This window comes from Paracidovorax valerianellae, assembly GCF_900102625.1.
Lineage (GTDB): Bacteria > Pseudomonadota > Gammaproteobacteria > Burkholderiales > Burkholderiaceae_C > Paracidovorax > Paracidovorax valerianellae.
In genome coordinates this window covers 166,160-185,718 of sequence record NZ_FMZC01000004.1, presented here as the reverse complement: position 1 = coordinate 185,718, position 19,559 = coordinate 166,160, and the positions used below count along the sequence as shown (strand labels likewise).

15 protein-coding genes are annotated in these 19,559 nt (G+C 70.5%); 6 read left to right on the top strand and 9 right to left on the bottom strand.

The features are described from left to right. Nucleotides 1-55 precede the first annotated feature (55 nt). The 3 genes from BLT03_RS08625 to BLT03_RS08615 all read left to right on the top strand — a co-directional run bounded on the left by BLT03_RS08625 (nt 56) and on the right by BLT03_RS08615 (nt 3,797). A complete protein-coding gene (locus BLT03_RS08625; protein ID WP_092742441.1) occupies nt 56-1,276 on the top strand; it encodes a GGDEF domain-containing protein in 1,221 nt (406 codons plus the stop codon). Between the two features lie 77 nt (nt 1,277-1,353). After that, on the top strand, nt 1,354-2,844 hold the full coding sequence (locus tag BLT03_RS08620; RefSeq protein WP_092742439.1) for a M20 family metallopeptidase: 1,491 nt from the start codon (nt 1,354-1,356) through the stop codon (nt 2,842-2,844). 29 nt (nt 2,845-2,873) lie between these two features. Further along, on the top strand, nt 2,874-3,797 hold the full coding sequence (locus BLT03_RS08615; RefSeq protein ID WP_092742437.1) for an alpha/beta hydrolase: 924 nt from the start codon (nt 2,874-2,876) through the stop codon (nt 3,795-3,797). A 21-nt stretch (nt 3,798-3,818) separates the two neighbouring features. Here BLT03_RS08615 and BLT03_RS08610 read toward each other — a convergent pair whose 3' ends face one another. The 9 genes from BLT03_RS08610 to BLT03_RS08570 form a co-directional block, all read right to left on the bottom strand. Beyond that, the gene (locus BLT03_RS08610; RefSeq protein WP_092742435.1) at nt 3,819-5,000 is read right to left on the bottom strand and encodes an MFS transporter; all 1,182 of its coding nucleotides are present in this window, start codon (nt 4,998-5,000) and stop codon (nt 3,819-3,821) included. Between the two features lie 12 nt (nt 5,001-5,012). Beyond that, a complete protein-coding gene (locus BLT03_RS08605) occupies nt 5,013-5,822 on the bottom strand; it encodes an SOS response-associated peptidase (protein ID WP_092742432.1) in 810 nt (269 codons plus the stop codon). 79 nt (nt 5,823-5,901) lie between these two features. Beyond that, on the bottom strand, nt 5,902-6,948 hold the full coding sequence (locus tag BLT03_RS08600) for a GGDEF domain-containing protein (protein ID WP_092743038.1): 1,047 nt from the start codon (nt 6,946-6,948) through the stop codon (nt 5,902-5,904). A 334-nt stretch (nt 6,949-7,282) separates the two neighbouring features. Continuing rightward, a complete protein-coding gene (locus BLT03_RS08595) occupies nt 7,283-7,723 on the bottom strand; it encodes a GNAT family N-acetyltransferase (protein WP_092743035.1) in 441 nt (146 codons plus the stop codon). Between the two features lie 80 nt (nt 7,724-7,803). Next, nucleotides 7,804-10,638, bottom strand: coding sequence for an ATP-binding protein (locus BLT03_RS08590; RefSeq protein ID WP_092742429.1), 2,835 nt, complete (start codon nt 10,636-10,638; stop codon nt 7,804-7,806). Nucleotides 10,639-10,662: 24 nt separating this feature from the next. Then, nucleotides 10,663-11,385, bottom strand: coding sequence for a hypothetical protein (locus BLT03_RS08585; RefSeq protein ID WP_092742426.1), 723 nt, complete (start codon nt 11,383-11,385; stop codon nt 10,663-10,665). A gap of 8 nt (nt 11,386-11,393) precedes the next feature. Continuing rightward, nucleotides 11,394-12,806: a hypothetical protein gene (locus BLT03_RS08580; protein WP_245711291.1), complete on the bottom strand. Its 1,413-nt coding sequence runs from the start codon at nt 12,804-12,806 to the stop codon at nt 11,394-11,396. Between the two features lie 24 nt (nt 12,807-12,830). Then, entirely contained in the window at nt 12,831-13,574 is a 744-nt protein-coding gene (locus tag BLT03_RS08575) for a 16S rRNA (uracil(1498)-N(3))-methyltransferase (protein WP_092742424.1), read from the bottom strand. Nucleotides 13,575-13,633: 59 nt separating this feature from the next. After that, nucleotides 13,634-14,770 (bottom strand): aminoglycoside phosphotransferase family protein, encoded by a 1,137-nt coding sequence (locus BLT03_RS08570; protein ID WP_092742423.1) that lies wholly within the window; start codon nt 14,768-14,770, stop codon nt 13,634-13,636. A gap of 82 nt (nt 14,771-14,852) precedes the next feature. Between BLT03_RS08570 and BLT03_RS08565 the strand changes: the two genes are divergently transcribed. Genes BLT03_RS08565 through rsmA form a run of 3 tightly spaced genes read left to right on the top strand, consistent with a single transcriptional unit; the run spans nt 14,853 to nt 19,557 of the window. After that, entirely contained in the window at nt 14,853-17,321 is a 2,469-nt protein-coding gene (locus tag BLT03_RS08565; RefSeq protein ID WP_092742422.1) for an LPS-assembly protein LptD, read from the top strand. Between the two features lie 18 nt (nt 17,322-17,339). Beyond that, on the top strand, nt 17,340-18,752 hold the full coding sequence (locus BLT03_RS08560; protein WP_092742421.1) for a peptidylprolyl isomerase: 1,413 nt from the start codon (nt 17,340-17,342) through the stop codon (nt 18,750-18,752). A gap of 37 nt (nt 18,753-18,789) precedes the next feature. Further along, nucleotides 18,790-19,557, top strand: coding sequence for a 16S rRNA (adenine(1518)-N(6)/adenine(1519)-N(6))-dimethyltransferase RsmA (rsmA, locus tag BLT03_RS08555; RefSeq protein WP_092742420.1), 768 nt, complete (start codon nt 18,790-18,792; stop codon nt 19,555-19,557). Nucleotides 19,558-19,559 lie beyond the last annotated feature (2 nt).

Below are 19,559 nucleotides of genomic sequence, written 5' to 3'. Positions count from 1 at the left end.
CGGGTGGTTTATGCTGCGACCCCCGAGCCACGGCCGGCAGGCCCACCGGATTTTCATGCCCCAATTCGCCATCGATCTGCCCACGCTGCTGGCGATGACCGTCATCGGTTCCGTCGTCATGGCGGCCGGCCTGGTGCTGGTCGGCCACGACCGCCGCCGCGAAGGCCTGGGCCTGTGGGCCGCCGCCCTGATGCTGCAGTCGCTGGCCTACGTGCTGCTGGCGCTGCGCGGCCGCGTGCCGGATGCGGTGTCCATCGTCATCGCCAACGGCCTGTTGTCCAGCGTGTTCGCCAGCCTGCTGGCCGCCGTGTGCCAGTTCCACCGCCGCCCGCTGCCCTGGGCCTGGCTGCTGGGGCCGGTGGGCGTCACGCTGGCGCTCTTTCTCGCTTTCATCCAGAACTACGAAATGCGCCTGGTGCTGGCGGGCGTGATCTACCCCGTGCAACTGGCCATGGTGCTCTGGACGCTGTGGCGCTTTCCCTCTCCCGGGCGGGGCGCCACGCTGGTGGTCGTGGGCGTCGTGCTGCAGATGGTGGTGCTGGTGGCGCGGGCCGCGGCGGCGGCGACCGGCGCCATGCCGCTGAACGGGCTGCTGGAGGGGAGCTGGCTGCAGCACGCCACGTTCCTGTCCACCTTCATCAGCGTGCAGGCGTCGTCGTTCGGCTTCATCTTCATGGCGCGCGACCGCGCGGACGAAACCAACCGCCGCATGGCCGCGCGCGATCCGCTCACGGGCGTGGCCAACCGCCGCGCCACCATCGACGCCCTGGCCCGCGACATGTCCCGGGCGATCCGCACGCGCGAGCCGCTGTCTTTGATGATGGTGGACATCGACCATTTCAAGCGCATCAACGACGGGCTGGGCCACCTCGTGGGCGACCAGGTGCTGTGCGGCGTGGTCGATGCGATGGGCGAGCGCCTGCGGGCGCAGGACATGATCGGGCGCTACGGCGGCGAGGAGTTTCTGGTGCTGCTGCCCGACACGCCGCTGCACGGGGCGCGGCAGCTGGCGATCGCGCTGTGCCGCGCGGTCGAGCAGTCGCACTTCGAGATCGGCGGGCACACCGTGCCGGTCACGCTGAGCATCGGCGTGTTCGGCGGGCGCATCGAGGAAGGCGACAGCTGGGACATGCTGATCGCCGCGGCCGACCGCGCGATGTACGAGGCCAAGCGCAGCGGGCGCAACCGCGTTGCCGTCGCGGGCGATCTGCGCGGGGTGGTGCCCATGTCCGCACTGCACGACAATCCGGAGACCCTCCCTCCACCGGACCGGTGAACTGCAACGCACCGGCGACCGCGCCGATCGCGGCGGCCGGTGGCAGGATTTCCTGGAACGCCCCCCGAGGAACCGCCATGAACGCCCGCATCGCCCCCGACCTTTTGCAACCCGCCGAAGCCCTGGCCCACGTGAGCCGCCAATGGGACGGCGACATCCTGCGCCAGCTCACCGAATACATCGAGATCCCCGCCAAGTCGCCCGGCTTCGCCCCTGACTGGGAGCAGCTGGGCTACCTGGACCGCGTGCTGCGCAACGCCGCCAGCTGGGTCGAAGCCCAGAAGGTGCAAGGCCTCACGCTGGAGATCGTGCGCCTGCCCGGCCGCACGCCGGTGCTGTTCTTCGAAGTGGCTGCCACCCAGCCCCAATCGAGCCAGACCGTGCTGATGTACGGCCACCTGGACAAGCAGCCCGAATTCGAAGGCTGGCGCAAGGACCTCGGCCCCTGGACGCCCAAGTACGAGGACGGCAAGCTCTACGGCCGCGGTGGCGCCGACGACGGCTACGCGGTGTACGCCAGCGTGGCCGCCGTGCAGGAGCTGAAGCGCCAGAACGTGCCGCACCCGCGCATCGTCGGCCTGATCGAAACCTGCGAGGAAAGCGGCTCGGGCGACCTGCTGCCCTACATCGACCTGCTGCGCACCCGCATGGGCGACGTGGCGCTGGTGATCTGCCTGGACAGCGGCGCGGGCAACTATGACCAGTTGTGGCTCACCACCAGCCTGCGCGGCATGGCCAGCGGCACGCTCAAGGTGGAGATCCTCACCGAGGGCATCCACTCGGGCGACTCGTCGGGCCTGGTGCCCTCGTCGTTCCGCATCATGCGGCAGGTGCTGGACCGGCTGGAAGACAGCGCCACCGGCCGCCTGCTGCCCGCCAGCTTCCACTGCGACGTGCCCACCGACCGGCTCGCGCAGGCCCGCGCCACCGCCGCCATCCTGGGCGAAGAGGTGTACAAGCGCTTTCCCTGGGCGCACTACGACTGCGGCGGCTCCACCACCTTCGCCCTGCCCACCACCACCGACCCGGTGCAGGCCCTGCTCAAGCGCACGTGGGAACCCACGCTCAGCGTGACCGGCGCCGAAGGGTTTCCGGCCCTCAAGGACGCGGGCAACGTGCTGCGCCCCTACACCGCCTTCAAGCTCAGCCTGCGCCTGCCCCCGCTGGTGGACGCCGCGCAGTGCGTGCAGGAGATGAAGGCGCTGCTGGAGGACAACGCGCCCTACCAGGCCAAGGTCACCTTCGAAGGCGGCGGCGCGGCCAGCGGCTGGAACGCGCCAGGCACGGCGCCGTGGTTCGAGGGCGCGCTCAACGCCGCCAGCCAGGCGCACTTCGGCGCGCCCTGCGGCTACATCGGCCAGGGCGGCACCATTCCGCTCATGAACATGCTGAGCCAGGGCTTCCCGAAGGCGCAGATGATGGTCTGCGGCGTGCTTGGCCCCAAGAGCAACGCGCACGGCCCCAACGAGTTCCTGCACGTGCCCTACGCCAAGAAGCTCACCGCCGCCGTGGCCCAGGTGATCGCCTGCCTGCCGGCCGACGCGCACGGCACGGCCGAAGCCGCCTGATCGCGCCGCCCCAGCGCCCTGCCCCCGGCATGTTCGATCCCGACGCCCCGTCCTCGCTGTCCCCCTTCACCGCGGCCGACGGCGAGAACCTGGCCGTGCAGGACTGGCCCCTGCCCCATGCCCAGGCGCGCGGCACCGTGCTGCTGGTGCACGGCCTGGGCGAACACGTGGGCCGCTACGACTGGCTCGCCCGGCAACTGAACGCCTGGGGCCTGGCCGTGCGCGGCTACGACCAGTACGGCCATGGCGACTCGGGCGGGCCGCGCGGCGGCCTGACCAGCGCCGACCGGCTGCTGGTGGACCTGGCCGACATCGTGGACGCCACGCGGGCCCGCATGCCCGCCGGCCAGCCGCTGGTGCTGCTGGGCCACAGCCTGGGCGGGCTGGTGGCAGCGCGCTTCGTGGCGCTGGCACTGCGGCCGGTGCAGGCGCTGGCGCTGTCGTCGCCTGCGCTCGACCCCGGCCTGAACCCGTGGCAAAAGCTGCTCGTGGCCACCCTGCCCCGCCTGATGCCCGACCTGCGCCTGGGCAGCGGGCTCGACGCGGCCTACCTGTCGCACGACCCCACGGTGGTGGCGGCCTACCGCGCCGATCCACGCTGCCACGACCGCATCAGCGCCCGGCTGGCGCGCTTCATCGCCCACGGCGGGCCGGCCGTGGTGGCGCAGGCCGCGCAATGGCAGGTGCCCACGCTGCTGCTGTGGGCCGGAGCCGACCGGCTGGTCGATCCAGCCGGCAGCCGCGCCTTTGCCGCCGCCGCCCCGCAGGGCGTGGTGCAGGCGAAGAAGTTCGCATCGGCGTACCACGAGCTGTTCAACGAAAGCCCCGAGCACGCCGCGCCGGCCTTGATTGCCTTGCGCCGCTGGCTGGACGCCCGCTGTCCCGGCCGCCGGGCCTTGGAGCCAAATCGGCCTCCAGCGCAATCAACACGCCGGCAGGTTGCTATTAATTAGTGAGCAAACCGCTACCCAGGCTCAGGTGGCCCAGCCCGCCTTGGGCCGCGTGGCCAGCCACACCAGCCCGGCCCCCAGCAGCGCGATGGGCACCAGCGAGCCGTAGTTCAGCAGCGCCCAGCCCTGCGTGGTGACGAGCGCGCCCGAGGCGAACGAGGTCACCGCCATCGTGGCGAACACGCAGAAATTGATCGCCGCCTGCGCGCGGTCTTTTTCCTCGGGCCGGTAGGCCTGCAGTGCGAGCGTGGTGCTGCCGGTGAACAGGAAATTCCAGCCCACGCCCAGAAGCAGCAGCGCCACCGTGAAGTGGTGCAGCTCCACCCCCGACAACGCGATGGCCACGCAGCCCAGGTTGAGCGCCAGGCCCACGCCCATGACGCGCAGCACCCCGAAGCGCTGGATCAGGTGGCCCGTGAAAAAGCCCGGCGCGAACATGCCGATCACGTGCCACTGCAGCACCATCGCCGCGTCGCTGAACGCGAAGCCGCACACCTGCATGGCCAGCGGCGTGGCGGCCATCAGCAGGTTCATCACGCCGTAGCCGAGCGAGGCACCCAGCACCGCCACCAGGAAAGCCGGCTGCCGCGCCAGCTCCGACAGCGGCCGGCCCGGCGCCAGGGCCCCTGCCCCGCTGCCCGGCCGAACCACGGGCTCGAACCGGATGGCCGACATGCAGGCCATGGACAGCACCGCCACCCCCGCCAGCGCCAGATAGGCCCCCGCGAACGGCGCGCCGAACAGGTCGCGCGTCGCACTGGCCAGGTTCGGCCCGGCCACAGCGCCCAGCAGGCCGCCCGCCAGCACCAGCGACACCGCCTTTTCGCGGAAGGCTGGGGCCGCCAGCTCGCCCGCGGCAAAGCGGTACAGCTGGCCGTTCGCGCTGTAGTAGCCCGCCACGGCAGTGGCCGCGCACAGCAGCCAGAACTGCCGGGTGAAAGCCGCCACCGCGCACACCAGCGCCGAGGCCAGCGCCACGCCCAGGCCGATCTGGAACGAGGTCTTGCGGCCCCAGCGGCGCTGCGTGCGCGCCACCAGGCCGGTCGAAAGCGCCCCGCCCACCACGTAGCCCATCACCGGCAGCGTGGCCATCCAGCCGTAGGGCGCCAGTTGCAGCCCCACCAGCCCGTTGATGGCGATGAAGACGACGTTGTTGGTGAGGAACAGTCCCTGGCACAGCGCCAGCAGCCACAGGTTCTTCTTCATGCGGGGCCCCGGTCAGAGGAACGCGCGGGGCCCCTTGTCGGCCTTGCTTTCCACCGGGTTCGCCAGCAGCCAGTTGGCCGGGTACTGGCGCATGAACTCGCGGGCCTTTTCTGGGCGGGCCGACAGCCACGCCCCGTAGGCGCCCTCGTTGAGCAGCGCCGGCATGCGCTTTTCGCTGCCGGGCGGCTGATAGCGGTGGATGAGCGCGTGGCTGTTGGCATTCACGGTGAGCACGGTGTAGCTGATCAGCTCTTCGCCGTCCGGCCCGGTCCAACGGGCCCACAGCCCCGCCGCGCCCATCGGCTGGCCGTCCACGCGGGCGATGCGCGTGGGCACGGCCTTGCCGCTGCGCCAGTCGTCTTCGAAGAACGCGGCCATGGGCACGATGCAGCGCTGGCCCTTGAGCCACGCCTCGCGGAACGGCGTGGAGGTGGAGACCGTCTCGGACCGCGCGTTCACCAGCTTGGGGGCCCTCAGGCGCCCGTCCGAGGCCGACTTCACCCAATGCGGCACCAGCCCCCACTGGGCGTGGACCAGTTCGCGGGCCAGCGCGGGGGGCGATTCAGCGGGAGCATCGGCCGTGGCTTCGGGGGCTTCGAGGATGGCGGGATCGGCCTCGGCTTGCGGATCGGCATCGGCATCGCCGCCCAGCCCGTCGGCGTGCTCCGGCACTGCGGCACCAGGCGGCAGCGCCACGGCGCGGATGAAGAAGCCAGGTTTGCGGGGCTTCACATAGCGTTCGCCCGGCGCTTCGGGGGGTTGCACCCCGAAAGCCTCGCGGTAGGTAATGGGCTGGGGCAGGGTCTCGTAGCGCGTGGTCATGGCGGGGATCGTAACTGCGCCGCCGTGCCGTATCGCCGACGGGCGCGCAGCCGCGATCACCACGGGACGCGCAGCCGCGTCAGGCGGGCGGCGCCCACACCACCCGGTCGCGGCCCTGGGCCTTGGCGGCATAGAGCGCGCGGTCGGCCCGCTCCAGCGTCTGCTCGACCGTCTCGCCCGCCCCGTGCAGCGCCAGGCCGATGGACACGGTGAGGTGAATGGCCTGCGAGCCGGGCGGGTCCAGCCGCAGCGCCGACACGGTCAGGCGCACGCGCTCCAGCAGCGCACTGGCGTCGTCCGGCCGGGTGTTGCACAGCATGAGCACGAACTCTTCACCACCCCAGCGCGAGAGCACGTCGGAATCGCGCACGCAGGCTTTCACCGCATGGGCGAAGGCCTGCAGGGCCCGGTCGCCCGCCGCGTGGCCGTGGGTGTCGTTGATGGCCTTGAAGTGGTCCAGGTCCAGCTGCACCAGCACCAGCGGGTGGCCGCTGCGCGCCACGCGGCGCTGCTCCAGGCGCATCAGCTCCAGCATGTGCCGGCGGTTGAGCAGACCGGTCAGCTCATCGTGCGTGGCCAGTTCGCGGATGTGCTCCAGCGCCGCCGCCAGGTCGTGCTTTTGCCGGCGCAGCACTTGGCGCGTGGCCTGCACGCGGGTGGTGAGGAACGTGCTGCTCAGCAGCACCACCAGAATCATGATCGCGTAGGCCGTGGCCATGGCCGGGCCCTGGTGCAGTTCTTCGCGCAGTTCGGCCAGCACGCCGCCCGCGCCGAACGCGGCCAGCGAATAGAACAGCACGCCCACCATCTGCCGGGTGGACAGCCCGAAGATGCCGAACATCAGGATCACCGCCAGGATCGGCAGCGTGATGCCCCGCGCCGGCCCTGCGATCACGAAGGCCGCGGCATCGCAGGCCACGGCGTAGAGCATCTGAAACAGCGTGAGCGACGGATCGCGAAAGCGCCGCGACTGGCCGCTGCGGATCAGCGCAAACACGCCCACCAGGCCCGACACGCAAAACAGCGTCCAGACATTGACCCACCCCTGATCGGCCATGCCCGCCCGCGCCACGATGTGCATCGCCGCCACGCAGCACAGCATCAGCAGCCCCGCCAGCCCAGCCATGGCCGTGCGCACGCGCAAGTGCCGGTCCGCGCCCAGCACGACATCCAGCGCCCGCAACCAGGCGGGCCGCACAGGGAAGGAGGCTTTGGACGGGGCGCTGTCGCGCCATTTCGCAGGCCGTAGCGGCAAAGGGTCTCCTTGAAGGGGCGCAGAGCGGGGCCGCCGCCAAGACCGGCATGCCACAGCGCCAGAGCGCAATCAGGACTGTGCCCGGGGAATTCTAGGAGCCCTGTCACCCGCGCGCCCGCACCGAACCGCGCGATGCGGGTTTACACCCATCCCTTCTGATCCGCCTTGCCCGGGGCTGTGCGGCGGGCAACGCCCTTGCCGCCCGTCAGGAGGCCGAGAGGACCTTCTTCATCGACGGAGCAGGGTGCAACCCATAGCCCCCGCGCTCGTAGAACGCGATGGCCTCCGGCCTCGCGTCAAGAAACACCAGCGCCATGGCCCGTGCCAGCGCATCGGCTTCGGCGTAGGCCATCAGCGCCCGGCCCGCGCCGCTGCTGCGCGCTGCGGCATCCACCACGAGGTCATCGACATGCAGATAGGCCCCGCGCGCCAGGGTCTGCACGGGCCGCATGCCCATGACGCCGACCAGGATGCCGCCCTGGTAGGCGCCCACCAGTTCATAGCCAGCGCACGACTGCTGGCGCACGCGCCGCAGGAACTCGGCCTCGTCCAGCGCACGCAACTGCGCCATCACCGGGTAAGCGTCCTTCCATTGCGCGGGCGAAAGCCTCTGGATTTGCAGCGCGGTGTCGTGGTCTGGCGTCATGCGGACTTCATCCTTGTTGCTGAAAATCGAGCGTCCGGCGGCGGTCGCATCGGCAGGGCGGGCCGTGCGGGCCGACCCGCTCATGCCGGCACGGGCTCCAGCACCGGCACACCGCGGCGCTTGGCCACCGCGATGGGCGGGGCCCAGCGCGAGCCTTGCGGTTTCTTGCTGGTCACGAGGGTGATCTCGGCCGGCTCGAAGACTTCCAGGTTGTGGGTGATGGGCGTGGTCAGCACGTATTGCGCCTGGGTGGAGCGCAAAAAGTGGCCGACCAGCTGGATGTTGCGCACGTCCAGGTGGGCGAAGGGTTCGTCGATGAAGACGAAGCCGCCCGAGCCGCTTTCCTCGTCCTTGAGCAGCCCCACCAGCAGGATGAGCGACTTGATCACCTGCTGGCCGCCCGAGGCCTCGCCGTCGTTCATGCCGATGCTGCCTTTGCCGTCGAACGCGAAGTGCACCTTGAGGCCGGCCTGCGAGAGCACGGTGTCGTCGTTCTCCAGCAGCGGCAGATCGGCCGCGACCTCCACGCCCGCGAGCGCGCCCAGTTCCTGGATGTTCTTGCGGTAGCGGCGCACGGTGCTGCGCAGCACTTCGATGTAGCTTTCGCGCGCGTTGTGCACGGCGGTGCCGGCCTGGGCATTCTTGGCCTGGTGGTCCGACAGGCTCAGGGTCTGCTCGCGCACGGTGGTTTCCATGCGGCGGTGGCGCTCTTCGACGGTGGCGTCCTGCTCCCAGGTGTTGTGCTCCAGTTCCTGCTCCACGGATTGCAGCCGCAGGCGGGCCTGGGTGTCGTTGACGTATTCGTCCACCAGAGACTCCAGCGTGGCCAGGGCGATCCAGCGCGGCGGAAAGCCGTGGCGCTGCCGCTGGCTCTGCGCGGTGGCGACCACGTGGCTGCGGCGGCGCGCGGTCCATTCCTGGGCGGCGCGGTCGCTGTCGCTGCGGGCCCGCTTGAGCTGCTGCTCCAGGCGCTGGTGCTCGTCGGCGAAGGCGCGGTGGCGGTCGTGGGCGCGGGTGGCTTCGGTGTCCAGGCGCTGCCAGCGCTGGGCCGCGGCGATGCGCGCCTGCTTGGCGGCGGGCAGCACCTCGCGGGCCTGGGCGAATTCGTCGCTGCGGCGCGCCAGCTCTTCGGCGGCGCTGTGGCCTTCCAGCGCGCGGCGGGTGTCGGTGATCTGGCGCTTCAAGGCCAGCACGCGGTCCAGCACGGGCGCCAGCAGGGCATCGATCTGCGCGGCATCGCGCTCGGCGGCGTTGCGGCGCGCATGCACGGCGGCGGCGCCGAACTGGTGCTCGCGCGGCTCCACCCACATGGAGCGGGCGCCGCGCCCGTCGTGCATGTAGGCCTGCGGGGTGATCCAGGTGCCGCCCAGGCGCTTGCCCTCGCGCGGGTCGGCCACGCAGCGCAGTTGCTGCAGTTGCTGCACCAGCCAGCGCGGCACGGGCGCCGTGAAGCGCACGTGGGACAGCAGCGTGCCGGGGTCGCCCTTGAGGGCTTTTTCGCCCGGGCCGACGAGGTAATGGCGGTAGCGCTCGCGCTCGCCGATCTCATAGGCCTCGGCCAGGTCGGCCTCTTTGTCCAGCAGCACCACCCAGCGGTGGCCGCGCAGCACGCCTTCGATGGCGGCACGCCATTCCTCGTCGGCCACCTCGACCACCTCGGCCACGAACTGATGGCCGATGCCCTGGGCGACCAGGCGCTTTCGGAACTGCTGCACCTCGTGCGGCAGCGGCGGCAGATGCTGGCCTTCCAGGGCCTTGAGGGCTTCCTGGGCGAGCTTGCGCCGCTGCTGCAGCGCGGAGCGCTCGTCCTGCGCCTCGGCTTCTTGGGCTTGCAGCCGGGCCAGGTGGGCCTGCAGTTCGTCGGCGTTGCTGCCCTTGTCCACCAGGGCCAGCAGTTCCTGCTCGCGCTTGGCGAGCTGCTCCAGCGGCGATTCGTGGCGGGTGGCGTCGTCCAGCGCGCCGCGCGCTTCGTCGCGCTCGGCCAGCAAGCGGGTGGCGTCGGACTGGGCGCGGGCGCTTTCCTCGATCAGGGTGAGCAGGCGCTTGTTCTGCACGGCCTGGTCGGCCAGGGCGCTGCGGTGCTGGGTCTTTTGGCGGCGCAGTTCGCGCGCCTGCTTGGTGAGGCCTTCGCGCTCGCCGTGCCAGGCCAGCACGGGCAGCACTTCGGTGGCCAGGCGCTCGCGCTCGGCGATCTTCATCTGCCAGCTCTGGTAGCTGGCCACGCGGTTCTGCAGCTCGGCCAGCTGCGCGCGGCCGTGGTCCAGCTCGCGTTCGGCCTGGGCCATTTCGCGCACGAGCTGTTGCTGGTGCTCGCGCGCCTGATCGTAGGCATCGAGCACCTGCTGGTCGCCGAACACGTCGAACACCAGGCGCAGCAGTTCGCGCGGGCTGAATTCGCACAGGCGGTCGGTCTGGCCCTGCTCCAGCGAGAGCACGCGGGCGATGGCGGGCGACAGGCCCGCCGCGCCCAGCACGCGGCCCCAGGCCTCCACGCCCATGAACCCGAGGTCTTTTTCGGGCGTATCGCGCAGTTGCTCGATGCCGACGTCGCCGTCGAGCAGGCAGTAGCGGCGCTGCCAGTCGCCGCCGTTGCGGTCGATGCGGCAGGCCAGCGTGACCTGGTCGCTGTAGAGCAGGCGCCGGGCGAACGGTCGGCTGGAGGTCTGGCGCCCCTGGGCCCGGTTGTCCACCACGGCGCGCAGCCAGGCGGTCTGGGCGCCCGCGTGGCGGGCATAGGTGCGGTAGTCGCGCGGGGCCGAGCAGCGCAGGCCCAGCAGCGTGCGCATGGCATCGAGCAGCGTGGTCTTGCCCGAGCCGTTGGGCCCGGCGATGGTGATGATGGACGCATCAAGCGGCAGGGACACGCGCTGGCAGTAGTCCCAGTGGACGAGTTCGAGGGTTTGCAGATGGAACATGGGGCGCGGGGGGTTCGTCGTCGGTCAGGCGGCGGGCGCCGGGGTGGGTTCCACAGGGGTCGTCATGCCGGTCGTGGCAGCAGAGGCGGTGGCGGCCATCGCGGCGGCCGCCTCGGCCTCGCTGCGCTCGCGCGCCAGCACGTCGGCCAGCGCGCCGTCGAGGATGCGCGGGGCCATCACGTCGTAATCCAGCAGCACGTCCAGCAGCGGGCCTTCGGCGATCTCGTCCTGGCGGCGCAGGATGAAGCCGTGGCGCTCCAGCAGCTTGAGGTTGGCATCGAGCCGCATCTTCTTGCCGAGCTGGTTGCCGTAGTCCTCCAGCAGGGTCTTGTACGACAGCACGGGGCTCACGAGCCGGGCGGAGGGCAGCGGCTTGGCGCCGGGGAACATGTCGTTCTGGCCTTCGTCGGCCTGCTCCACGCGGCTGGTCTGGCGCTCGCGCTTCGGTAAGACGATCAGCGCCCACAGCACCACCAGCAGCGCCTGCGCGTCGCGCGGCAGGTCGAGGTTGTTGTTGGCGTTGACCCCGGCCTCGCCCAGCACGGCGGTCTGCGCGGGCGGCAGCAGCGCCACGCTCACGTGGTCGGCATAGATGCTGTCCATGAAGCGCAGGCCCACCTGGGCCAGGCGCTGCTCGACCAGGGCGAAGAGTTCGGCATCGACCAGCGCGCGCTTGACGCGCGGGTGGCTGCGCGGCAGCCAGCGGCGCGTGAGGAGTTCGGCAATCAGCAGGGCGGCATCGTCCATCGGGATCTTCAAAGGGTGTCGGGGCCGGAGGCCGGGATGGGGTTGGGGCCGGGGGCGGGCGACGGGTCTGGAACGGCGGCAACGATGGCATCGGCAGGCACCATGCGGCCCTGGCTCAGCAGCTCCACCTGCGGGTGGTCGATGGCCTCGGTCGCGGCTTCCCACTGCACGCGCCAGGGCAGGCGCGCCAGCGCGCCCGTGGCGCCGGGCAGCACGCCGGCCTGCGGGTCGCCCAACAGGGGCAGCAGCTGCGCCTTGTAGGCCACCTGGGCATAGCGCGCATCGGCGGGCGTGGCGCCCAGCAGCGCGGCAGCCACGCCATGGGGCATGGCATCGCCGGGCTCCAGCGACCAGGCCTGCAGCAGGGCCGACAGGTCGCCCAGCTCGTGCGGCAGCGCCACGGCGGTCAGGTTGCCGGCAGGCGCGGGCTGCGCACCGGGCAGGTCTTCGGCGGGGCCGGCCACGGGGCGGTCGCGTTCGAACTCGGCCTCGGTCACGTCCAGCAGTTCGTGCGGCGCCAGGGCCGACAGCCCGGCCGGCGTGCCCAGCGCGCCATCCAGCAGCGCATGGGGCGAGCGCACAGTCTGCAGCCAGCGCTTCACATCGGTGCTGGTGATGCCGGTGGTGCCCAGCGTCACCCGCTGGCGGTCCACCTGCTGCAGCGCGCGGTTGAACTGGCTGGCCATGGCCAGCAGCCGCGACTGGGCCTGTCCGAGGCCACGCGCGGCGCGCTCCAGCGCGATGTGGCCGTGCGCGTGGCCGATGATGGCGGTGATGGCCTCGGACGCGCGGTCGATCAGCACGGCCGCGCGGTCGTAGCGCTGGCGCGCGGCCCGCAGGCGGAACTCCGAGCCGCTGGCGATGGCATCGGCGAACTCGCCGTGCAGCCGCGTGAGCTGCGCCTGCAGCAGTTGCACCTGGCCGGCATCGAGCGCGCCCAACTGGTTGGCACCCACCACCTGGCCGAGCAGCGCGGCCAGTTCGCCGCCGTCCTCGTCCCCGCCGCCATCGCTGGCCAACGGGGCCAGCAGGCCGGCCACGCGCTGCGCGAGCGGCGGCAGCGCATAGGTGCGGGCGCTGTCGTCCCAGGCGAGCAGGCCCACGTCGCGAAAGCGCTTGAGCACGGTGTCCAGCGCCTCGGGGCGCAGGGCATGGAAGATTTCATCGATGCGCTCGCGCGTGAGCGTGGCGTCGCCCTGGCGCGCCAGCTGCAAGAAGGCCCACAGCCGCAACTGCACCAGCGCCGCCGGGCCGTGAAAGAGCCCGCTCAGCGCCTGGGTGACCGCCTGTTCGCGCGCAATGCGCCACAGCAGGGCCGAGTCGCCGGCCGCATCGGCATCCCGGAAAAAGTCGAACAGCCCGCCCTCGTTCTCCGCCCCTTGGGGCCACGGCGCTTCGGCCGCCAACACAGTGCTCTCCATGCCGTCCTGTTCAGTGTTCCGTCGTCATTCGAAGGCCAGTTGCGCCAGCGCGGCGACCGAAGCGGTTTCGGCCCGCAGCACGCGCGCGCCCAGGCTGGCCGGCGCAAAGCCGTGGGCCAGCGCCAGGTCTTCCTCCTGCGCAGTAAGTCCGCCTTCGGGGCCGTGCAGCACCTGCACGCGGCGGGCAGCGCCGGCGGCTTCGCGCAGCGGGCGGGAGCCGTCGCGCAGCGAGAGCAACAGGCGCACGCCGACATCGCCATCGCCGCCCGCAGCACCGGCCAGCGCCGCCTGCGCGCGCAGCCAGTCGGCCAATGCCAGCGGGGCATGCACTTCGGGCACCCGGTTGCGCCCGCACTGCTCGCAGGCCGCGACGGCGATCGCCTGCCAATGGGCCTGCCGCTTTTGCGCGCGCTCGCCCGACAGCTTCAGCACGCTGCGCGCGGCGGCCACCGGCTGGATGCTGGCCGCGCCCAGTTCGGCGGCCTTTTCGACCAGCCAGTCCATGCGCTCGTTGGCGGGCATGCCCACCACCAGGTGCACGGCACGCACGGCCTCGCGCTCCACCGGGTCGTGCGCGCCGACCTCCACGTCCACGTCGGAGCGGCCCATGCGGGTGATGGTGGCGGCGTATTCGCCCCCGCGCCCGTCGAACAGCGTGATCGCGTCGCCGGGCTGCAGGCGCAACACCTGCACGTGGCGCGCGGCCGAAGGCGGCAGCGCCAGCACGGCGCCGCCCGCCAGCGGCAAGGGGCAATGAAAACGGGGCATTTGCTACTATTTTTATAGCTACTCGCCTTAGTGAATACTGCGGCGGAAGCGGTTTTGACTCAAACTCTACCGAAGGCGAAGCCGGTGGCTTCCTGCGTGCCCTCGATCTCGTCCACCAGGCGCAGCAAGGGCTTGAGTTCGCGGTAGCGGCTTGCCGTTCCGCGGACGTAGCCAATGAAGCGCGGCGTGTCGGCCAAGTACTTGGGCTTGCCGTCGCGCAGCGTGATCCGCGCGAAGATGCCGGCCACCTTCAGGTGCCGCTGCAGGCCCATCCATTCGACGGCGCGGTAGAACTCGCCGAAGTCCGCGCCCCAGCCGCTGGCACTCGCCGCGCCGACCAATCCCGACTTTCGCGCTTTTTCCCAGTAACGCACGGTAATGTCGATGACGAAATCCTCATCCCAGCTGATGAACGCGTCGCGCAGCAGGCTGGCGATGTCGTAGGTGATGGGCCCGTACACGGCGTCCTGGAAATCGAGCACGCCCAGCGGCCCGCCCGCGGGAGGGGCCATCAGGTTGCGCATCATGAAGTCGCGGTGCACGAACACGCTGGGGGCTTCCAGGTTGTTGGCTACCAGCACATCGAACGTCTTGGCAAGCACGCTCTGCTGCGCGTCGGTCAGCGCCACGCCGCGGTGGCGGGCCAGGTACCAGTCGGGGAAAAGCGCCAGTTCGCGGCGCAGCATCGGCTCGTCGTAGGCCGGCAGCACGCCGGGGCGCGAGGCCTGCTGCCACTGCAGCAGCACGTCGGTGGCCTCGGTGTACCAGGCGTGCGCGGCCTCGGGGGCGGCGGGATCGAGCCGCTCGATGGCGGTCTGCGTGCCCAGGTCGGACAACAGCATGAAGCCGTGGGGTTCATCCCAGGCCAGCACCTCCGGCACGTTCAGGCCCGCGTCGGCCATCAGGCGCTGCACATGCACGAAGGGGCGGCAGTCTTCCTTGTCGGGCGGGGCGTCCATCACGATGCGGGTCGTGCCGTCGGCGGCGTCGAGGCGCAGGTAGCGGCGAAAGCTCGCGTCCGCCGAGGCGGGGCGCAGGCTGGCGGGGACCAACCCGTGCGTTGCCGCCAGCGGGGCCAGCCACGCCTCGAACGCGATGCGGCGGGAAGCGTCGGGCCAGGCGACGGCGGAAAAGGCGGAAGCGGCAGCGCCGGCCGGGGCCGGAACGCCCGGGATGGGGGAAGGAGGGTGGCTCATGGATAATCCGATTTTACAAACCCGGCCTGCCCGGACCGGGTGGCCTGCGGTGCCTGCTCCGCGCCGCCGACCGGCTGATTCCATGGACATCCCTTCCTTGCCCGATCCGTTCCGACCGACGCCCCCCCTTCTGCCCGCCCGCCGCCGCGCTGCGGCCAGCCGTCTTTCGGCCCCGGCTTTCGAGCGACGGGCGATCGCCCGGCTCATCGCCTGGATGCTCTGCGGGGCACCGCTGGCAGTGCTCGCCCAGTCCGAGGCCGAGCCCGGCGCCCCCGCCACGCCCGAGGTGGCGCCCGCGCTGCGCGCAAGCCCGCTGCTGCAGGAAAAGATTCCCGAAGCCGTGCGCCCGCAACTGCCGATCTTCGTGAAGGGCGACAGCGTCAGCGGCCAGCCGGACATCAACGCCATCGTCGAAGGCAATGCCGAACTGCGCCGCGGCGACACCATCATCCATGCCGACCGCCTCGAATACGGCGTGCCCGACGACCTCGCCAAGGCGCGCGGCCAGGTGCGCATCAACCGCGCGGGCAACGTGTACGAAGGCTCCGAGCTGGAGCTGCGGGTGGACGCGTTTTCGGGCTATTTCGATGCGGCGAACTACCGCTTTTTGATGAACGGCGCCCACGGCGAGGCCAGCCGCGTGGACTTCATCGACCGCGACCGCTCGGTGGTGCACAACGCCACCTACACCACCTGCCAGAAGAACGACGAGAGCACTTGGCAGCCTGACTGGGTGCTGCGCGCCAAGTCGATCCGCATCGACAACGAAGAGCAGGTGGGAACGGCCGACGGCGCGGTGCTGGAGTTCAAGGGCCTGCCGATCCTGCCGATTCCGCACATCACGTTCCCGCTGTCCGACCGCCGCAAGTCGGGCCTGCTGCCGCCCACCGTGGGCATCGACAACGTGAGCGGCGTGGAATACGCCCAGCCCTATTACTGGAACATCGCGCCCAACCGCGACGCCACCATCACGCCCACCGTCATGTCCAAGCGCGGCGTGAACCTGGGCGGCGAATTCCGCTACCTGGAGCCCACCTACCGCGGCGAACTGCGCGGCGACTACATGCCCGGCGACAAGCTGCGCGACCGCGACCGCTGGGGCTACGGCCTCAAGCACAGCGGCACGTTCGACACCCCCGTGGGCGGCCTGAACCTCAACATGGACGTAAGCCGGGTCAGCGACGACAACTACTGGCGCGACTTCACGCGCAACGTCACCGGCATCAACCAGCTCACCCAGCGGCTGCTGCCCGGCGACGCCACGCTGTCCTGGGGCAAGGACGACATGTCGCTCAGCCTGCGCACCTTGAAATGGCAGACGCTGCAGGACGTTAACGCGCCCATCGTCCCGCCTTACGACCGCATGCCGCAACTGCGCTGGGGCTACAACCCCACGACGCTGCCTAATGGCTTCGACGCCAGCGTCGAGGCCGACTACACGAGCTTTCACGCGGACCGCAGCCTCACCGGCCAGCCCAATGCCAAGCGCAGCTACGCCATGGCGCAGATCAGCCGGCCGTTCCTCGCGCCGGCCGGATTCATCACACCGCGCGTGCAACTGCACGCCACGCAATACCAGTTCGACAGCCCGCTGGCCAACGGCCAGCGCAGCGCGCAGCGCACGCTGCCCACGTTCAGCCTGGACAGCGGCCTGGTGTTCGAGCGCGATGCGCGCTACTTCGGCCGCAACTTCCTGCAGACGCTGGAGCCGCGCGCCTTCTACACGTACACGCCCTACCGCGACCAGAGCCTGCTGCCGGTGTACGACACCGCAGCGAACGACTTCAATTTCGCCACCATCTACACCGAGAACGGCTACGGCGGCAACGACCGCCTGGCCGACAACAACCTGCTCACCCTGGGCGTGACGACGCGGCTGCTGGACCCGGACAACGGCGCCGAGGCCGCCCGCTTCGGCATCGCGCAGCGGGTGCGGTTTTCCGACCAGAAGGTCGTGCTGCCGGGCGAATCCACCGTCAGCGAGCGGCTGTCGGACGTGCTGCTGGGCGCCGGCCTCAACTGGACGCAGCAGTGGGGCTTCGACTCCACCGTGCAATACAACCCGAAGACGGGCCGCTCCATCCGCTCCACCGTGGGTGCGCGCTACAACCCCAGCAGCTACCGCGTCATCAGCGCGGCCTACCGCCTGCAGCGCGGGACCAGCGAGCAGATCGACGTGGGCTGGCAATGGCCCATCAACGACCTGTGGGGCGACAAGGGCCAGGACCTCGGCCCGGGCCGCGGACAGGGCGCCGGCCGCTGGTACACCGTGGGCCGCCTTAACTACAGCATGCAGGACCGCAAGCTGGTCGATACCGTGGTGGGCTTCGAGTACGACAGCTGCTGCTGGATCGGCCGCGTGGTGCTGGAGCGCCTGCAAAGCAGCGTGACCACGGCCAACACGCGCCTGCTGTTCCAGATCGAGTTCGTGGGCTTCTCCCGCCTGTCGCTCGGCTCCAACCCCCTCACCAGCCTGAAGCAGAACATTCCGCGCTACCAGTACCTGCGCGAGCAGACCAGTACGCCCAGCCGCTTCACCAATTACGACTAACCCGACACCTGCCATCACATGAACCATCGCGCTTTCACCCTGGGCCTGGTGTGCCTGGCCACCCTGGCCTCCCTCGCGCCCGCAGGCGCCTCCGCGCAAGGACTGCGCGCTTCGGGCGCCGCCAGCGGCACCGGCCTGTCCTCGCGCGCGATCTCGCCCGTCACCGTGCCCGAACCCCGCGCTGGCGGGGAACGCAGCGGCATCCGCCAGGCCGACTACATCGTGGCCGTGGTCAACACCGCGCCCATCACCAACAACGAGGTGCAGGCCCGCGTAGCCCGTGTCGAGCAGCAGTTGGCCGCGCAAGGCGGCGAGCGCCCGTCACGGGACGTGGTGGCGCGCGAAGTGCTCGAGCGCGTGATCAACGAGAAGATCCAGGTGCAGATGGCCAACGAGAGCGGCATCAAGGTGGACGACATCGCCGTCTCCCAGGCCGAACAGACCGTGGCCCGCCAGAACAACGTGAACCTGGAAGAAATGCACCGCCGACTCGCCATCGACGGCATCAGCAAAGACCGCTTCCGCGAAGAACTGCGCAACCAGTTGCTGGTGCAGCGCCTGCGCGAGCGCGACGTCGAAGCCCGGGTGCGCGTGAGCGACCTTGAAGTCGACCAATACCTGCAGGAGCAGAAGTCGGCATCCGATCCAGCGAAGGTGGAGCTGAACCTGGGCCACATCCTTGTGCTGGTGCCTGAGAACGCCAGCCCCGAGGTCGTGGAGCAGCGCCGCCTTCGCGCGCAGCAGGCCGCGGACAAAGTACGGGCCGGCGACGATTTCGGACAAGTGGCGCGCGACTTCTCCGACGCTGCCGAAGCCGCCACCGGCGGATTGCTGGGCCTGCGTCCGGCCGACCGCTACCCCGAACTGTTCGTGCGTTCGACCCAGCAGACGCCCGTGGGCGGCATCGTCGGCCCCGTGCGCTCGCCCGCCGGGTTCCACGTGCTGAAGGTGGTGGAGAAAACCAATGCCGCAGCGCCCACCGTGGCGGTGCAGACCCATGCGCGCCACATTCTGCTGCGCGCTACCCCCCAGCTGTCCGAAACCGCCGCGGCGGCACGGCTGGCCGACTACCGCCGCCGCATCCTGGCGGGTCAGGCCGACTTCGCCACGCTGGCCAAAGAGAGTTCGCAGGACGGCAGCTCCAAGCAGGGCGGCGACCTGGGCTGGGCCAGCCCCGGCCGCTACGTGCCCGAGTTCGAGGAAGCGCTCAATGCGCTCAAGCCCGGCGAGATCAGCGAACCCGTGGTGTCGCGCTTCGGCGTGCACCTGATCCAGCTGCTGGAGCGCCGCGAAGCCAAGCTCACCCAGCGCGAGCAACGCGACATGGTGCGCGACGTGGTGCGCGAGAAGAAGCTGGACGAGGCGTACACCACCTGGGCGCAGGAAGCGCGGGCGCGTGCCTACGTGGAATACCGCGATCCCCCGCAATGACGAACCGCTCTCCTGTCGGCCTTCGCCCCGCAGCGCCATGAAGCACATCCCGCGCAAGCGCTTCGGCCAGCATTTCCTGTCGGACCACGGGATCATCGATGCCATCGTGCAGGCCATCGGTCCCGAACCTGGCCAGCCCATGGTCGAGATCGGGCCAGGCCTGGCGGCGCTCACTCAGCCGCTGGTCGAGCGGCTGGGACGCCTCACCGTGATCGAGCTGGACCGCGACCTGGCGGCCCGCCTGCGCCTGCACGGCCAGCTGGACGTCATCGAATCCGATGTGATGAGAGTGGACTTCGCGCAGGTCGCCCAGACGCTCGGCGTGACCAAGGTGCGCGTGGTCGGCAACCTGCCCTACAACATCTCCACGCCCATCCTGTTCCATCTGCTGGAGCAGGTGCACGTCATCGAAGACCAGCACTTCATGCTGCAAAAGGAAGTGATCGACCGCATGGTGGCCAGTCCCTCCACGGGCGACTACGGGCGGCTGTCGGTCATGCTGCAGTGGCGCTACGCGATGGAAGACGTGCTGTTCGTGCCGCCAGAGAGCTTCGATCCGCCACCGCGCGTGGACAGCGCCGTCGTGCGCATGGTGCCCCATGCCACCCCGCCCGAGCTGTCGCCGGTACTGCTGTCGGAACTGGTGCAGGTGGCCTTCAGCCAGCGCCGCAAGCTGCTGCGGCACACGCTGGGCCGATGGCTGGAGGAGCGTGCCTTTCCAGGCACCTTCGACACCCAGCGCCGCGCCGAGGAAGTGCCGGTGCACGAATACGTGGCCCTGGCACAGTCGCTGCAGCCTGCCTGAGC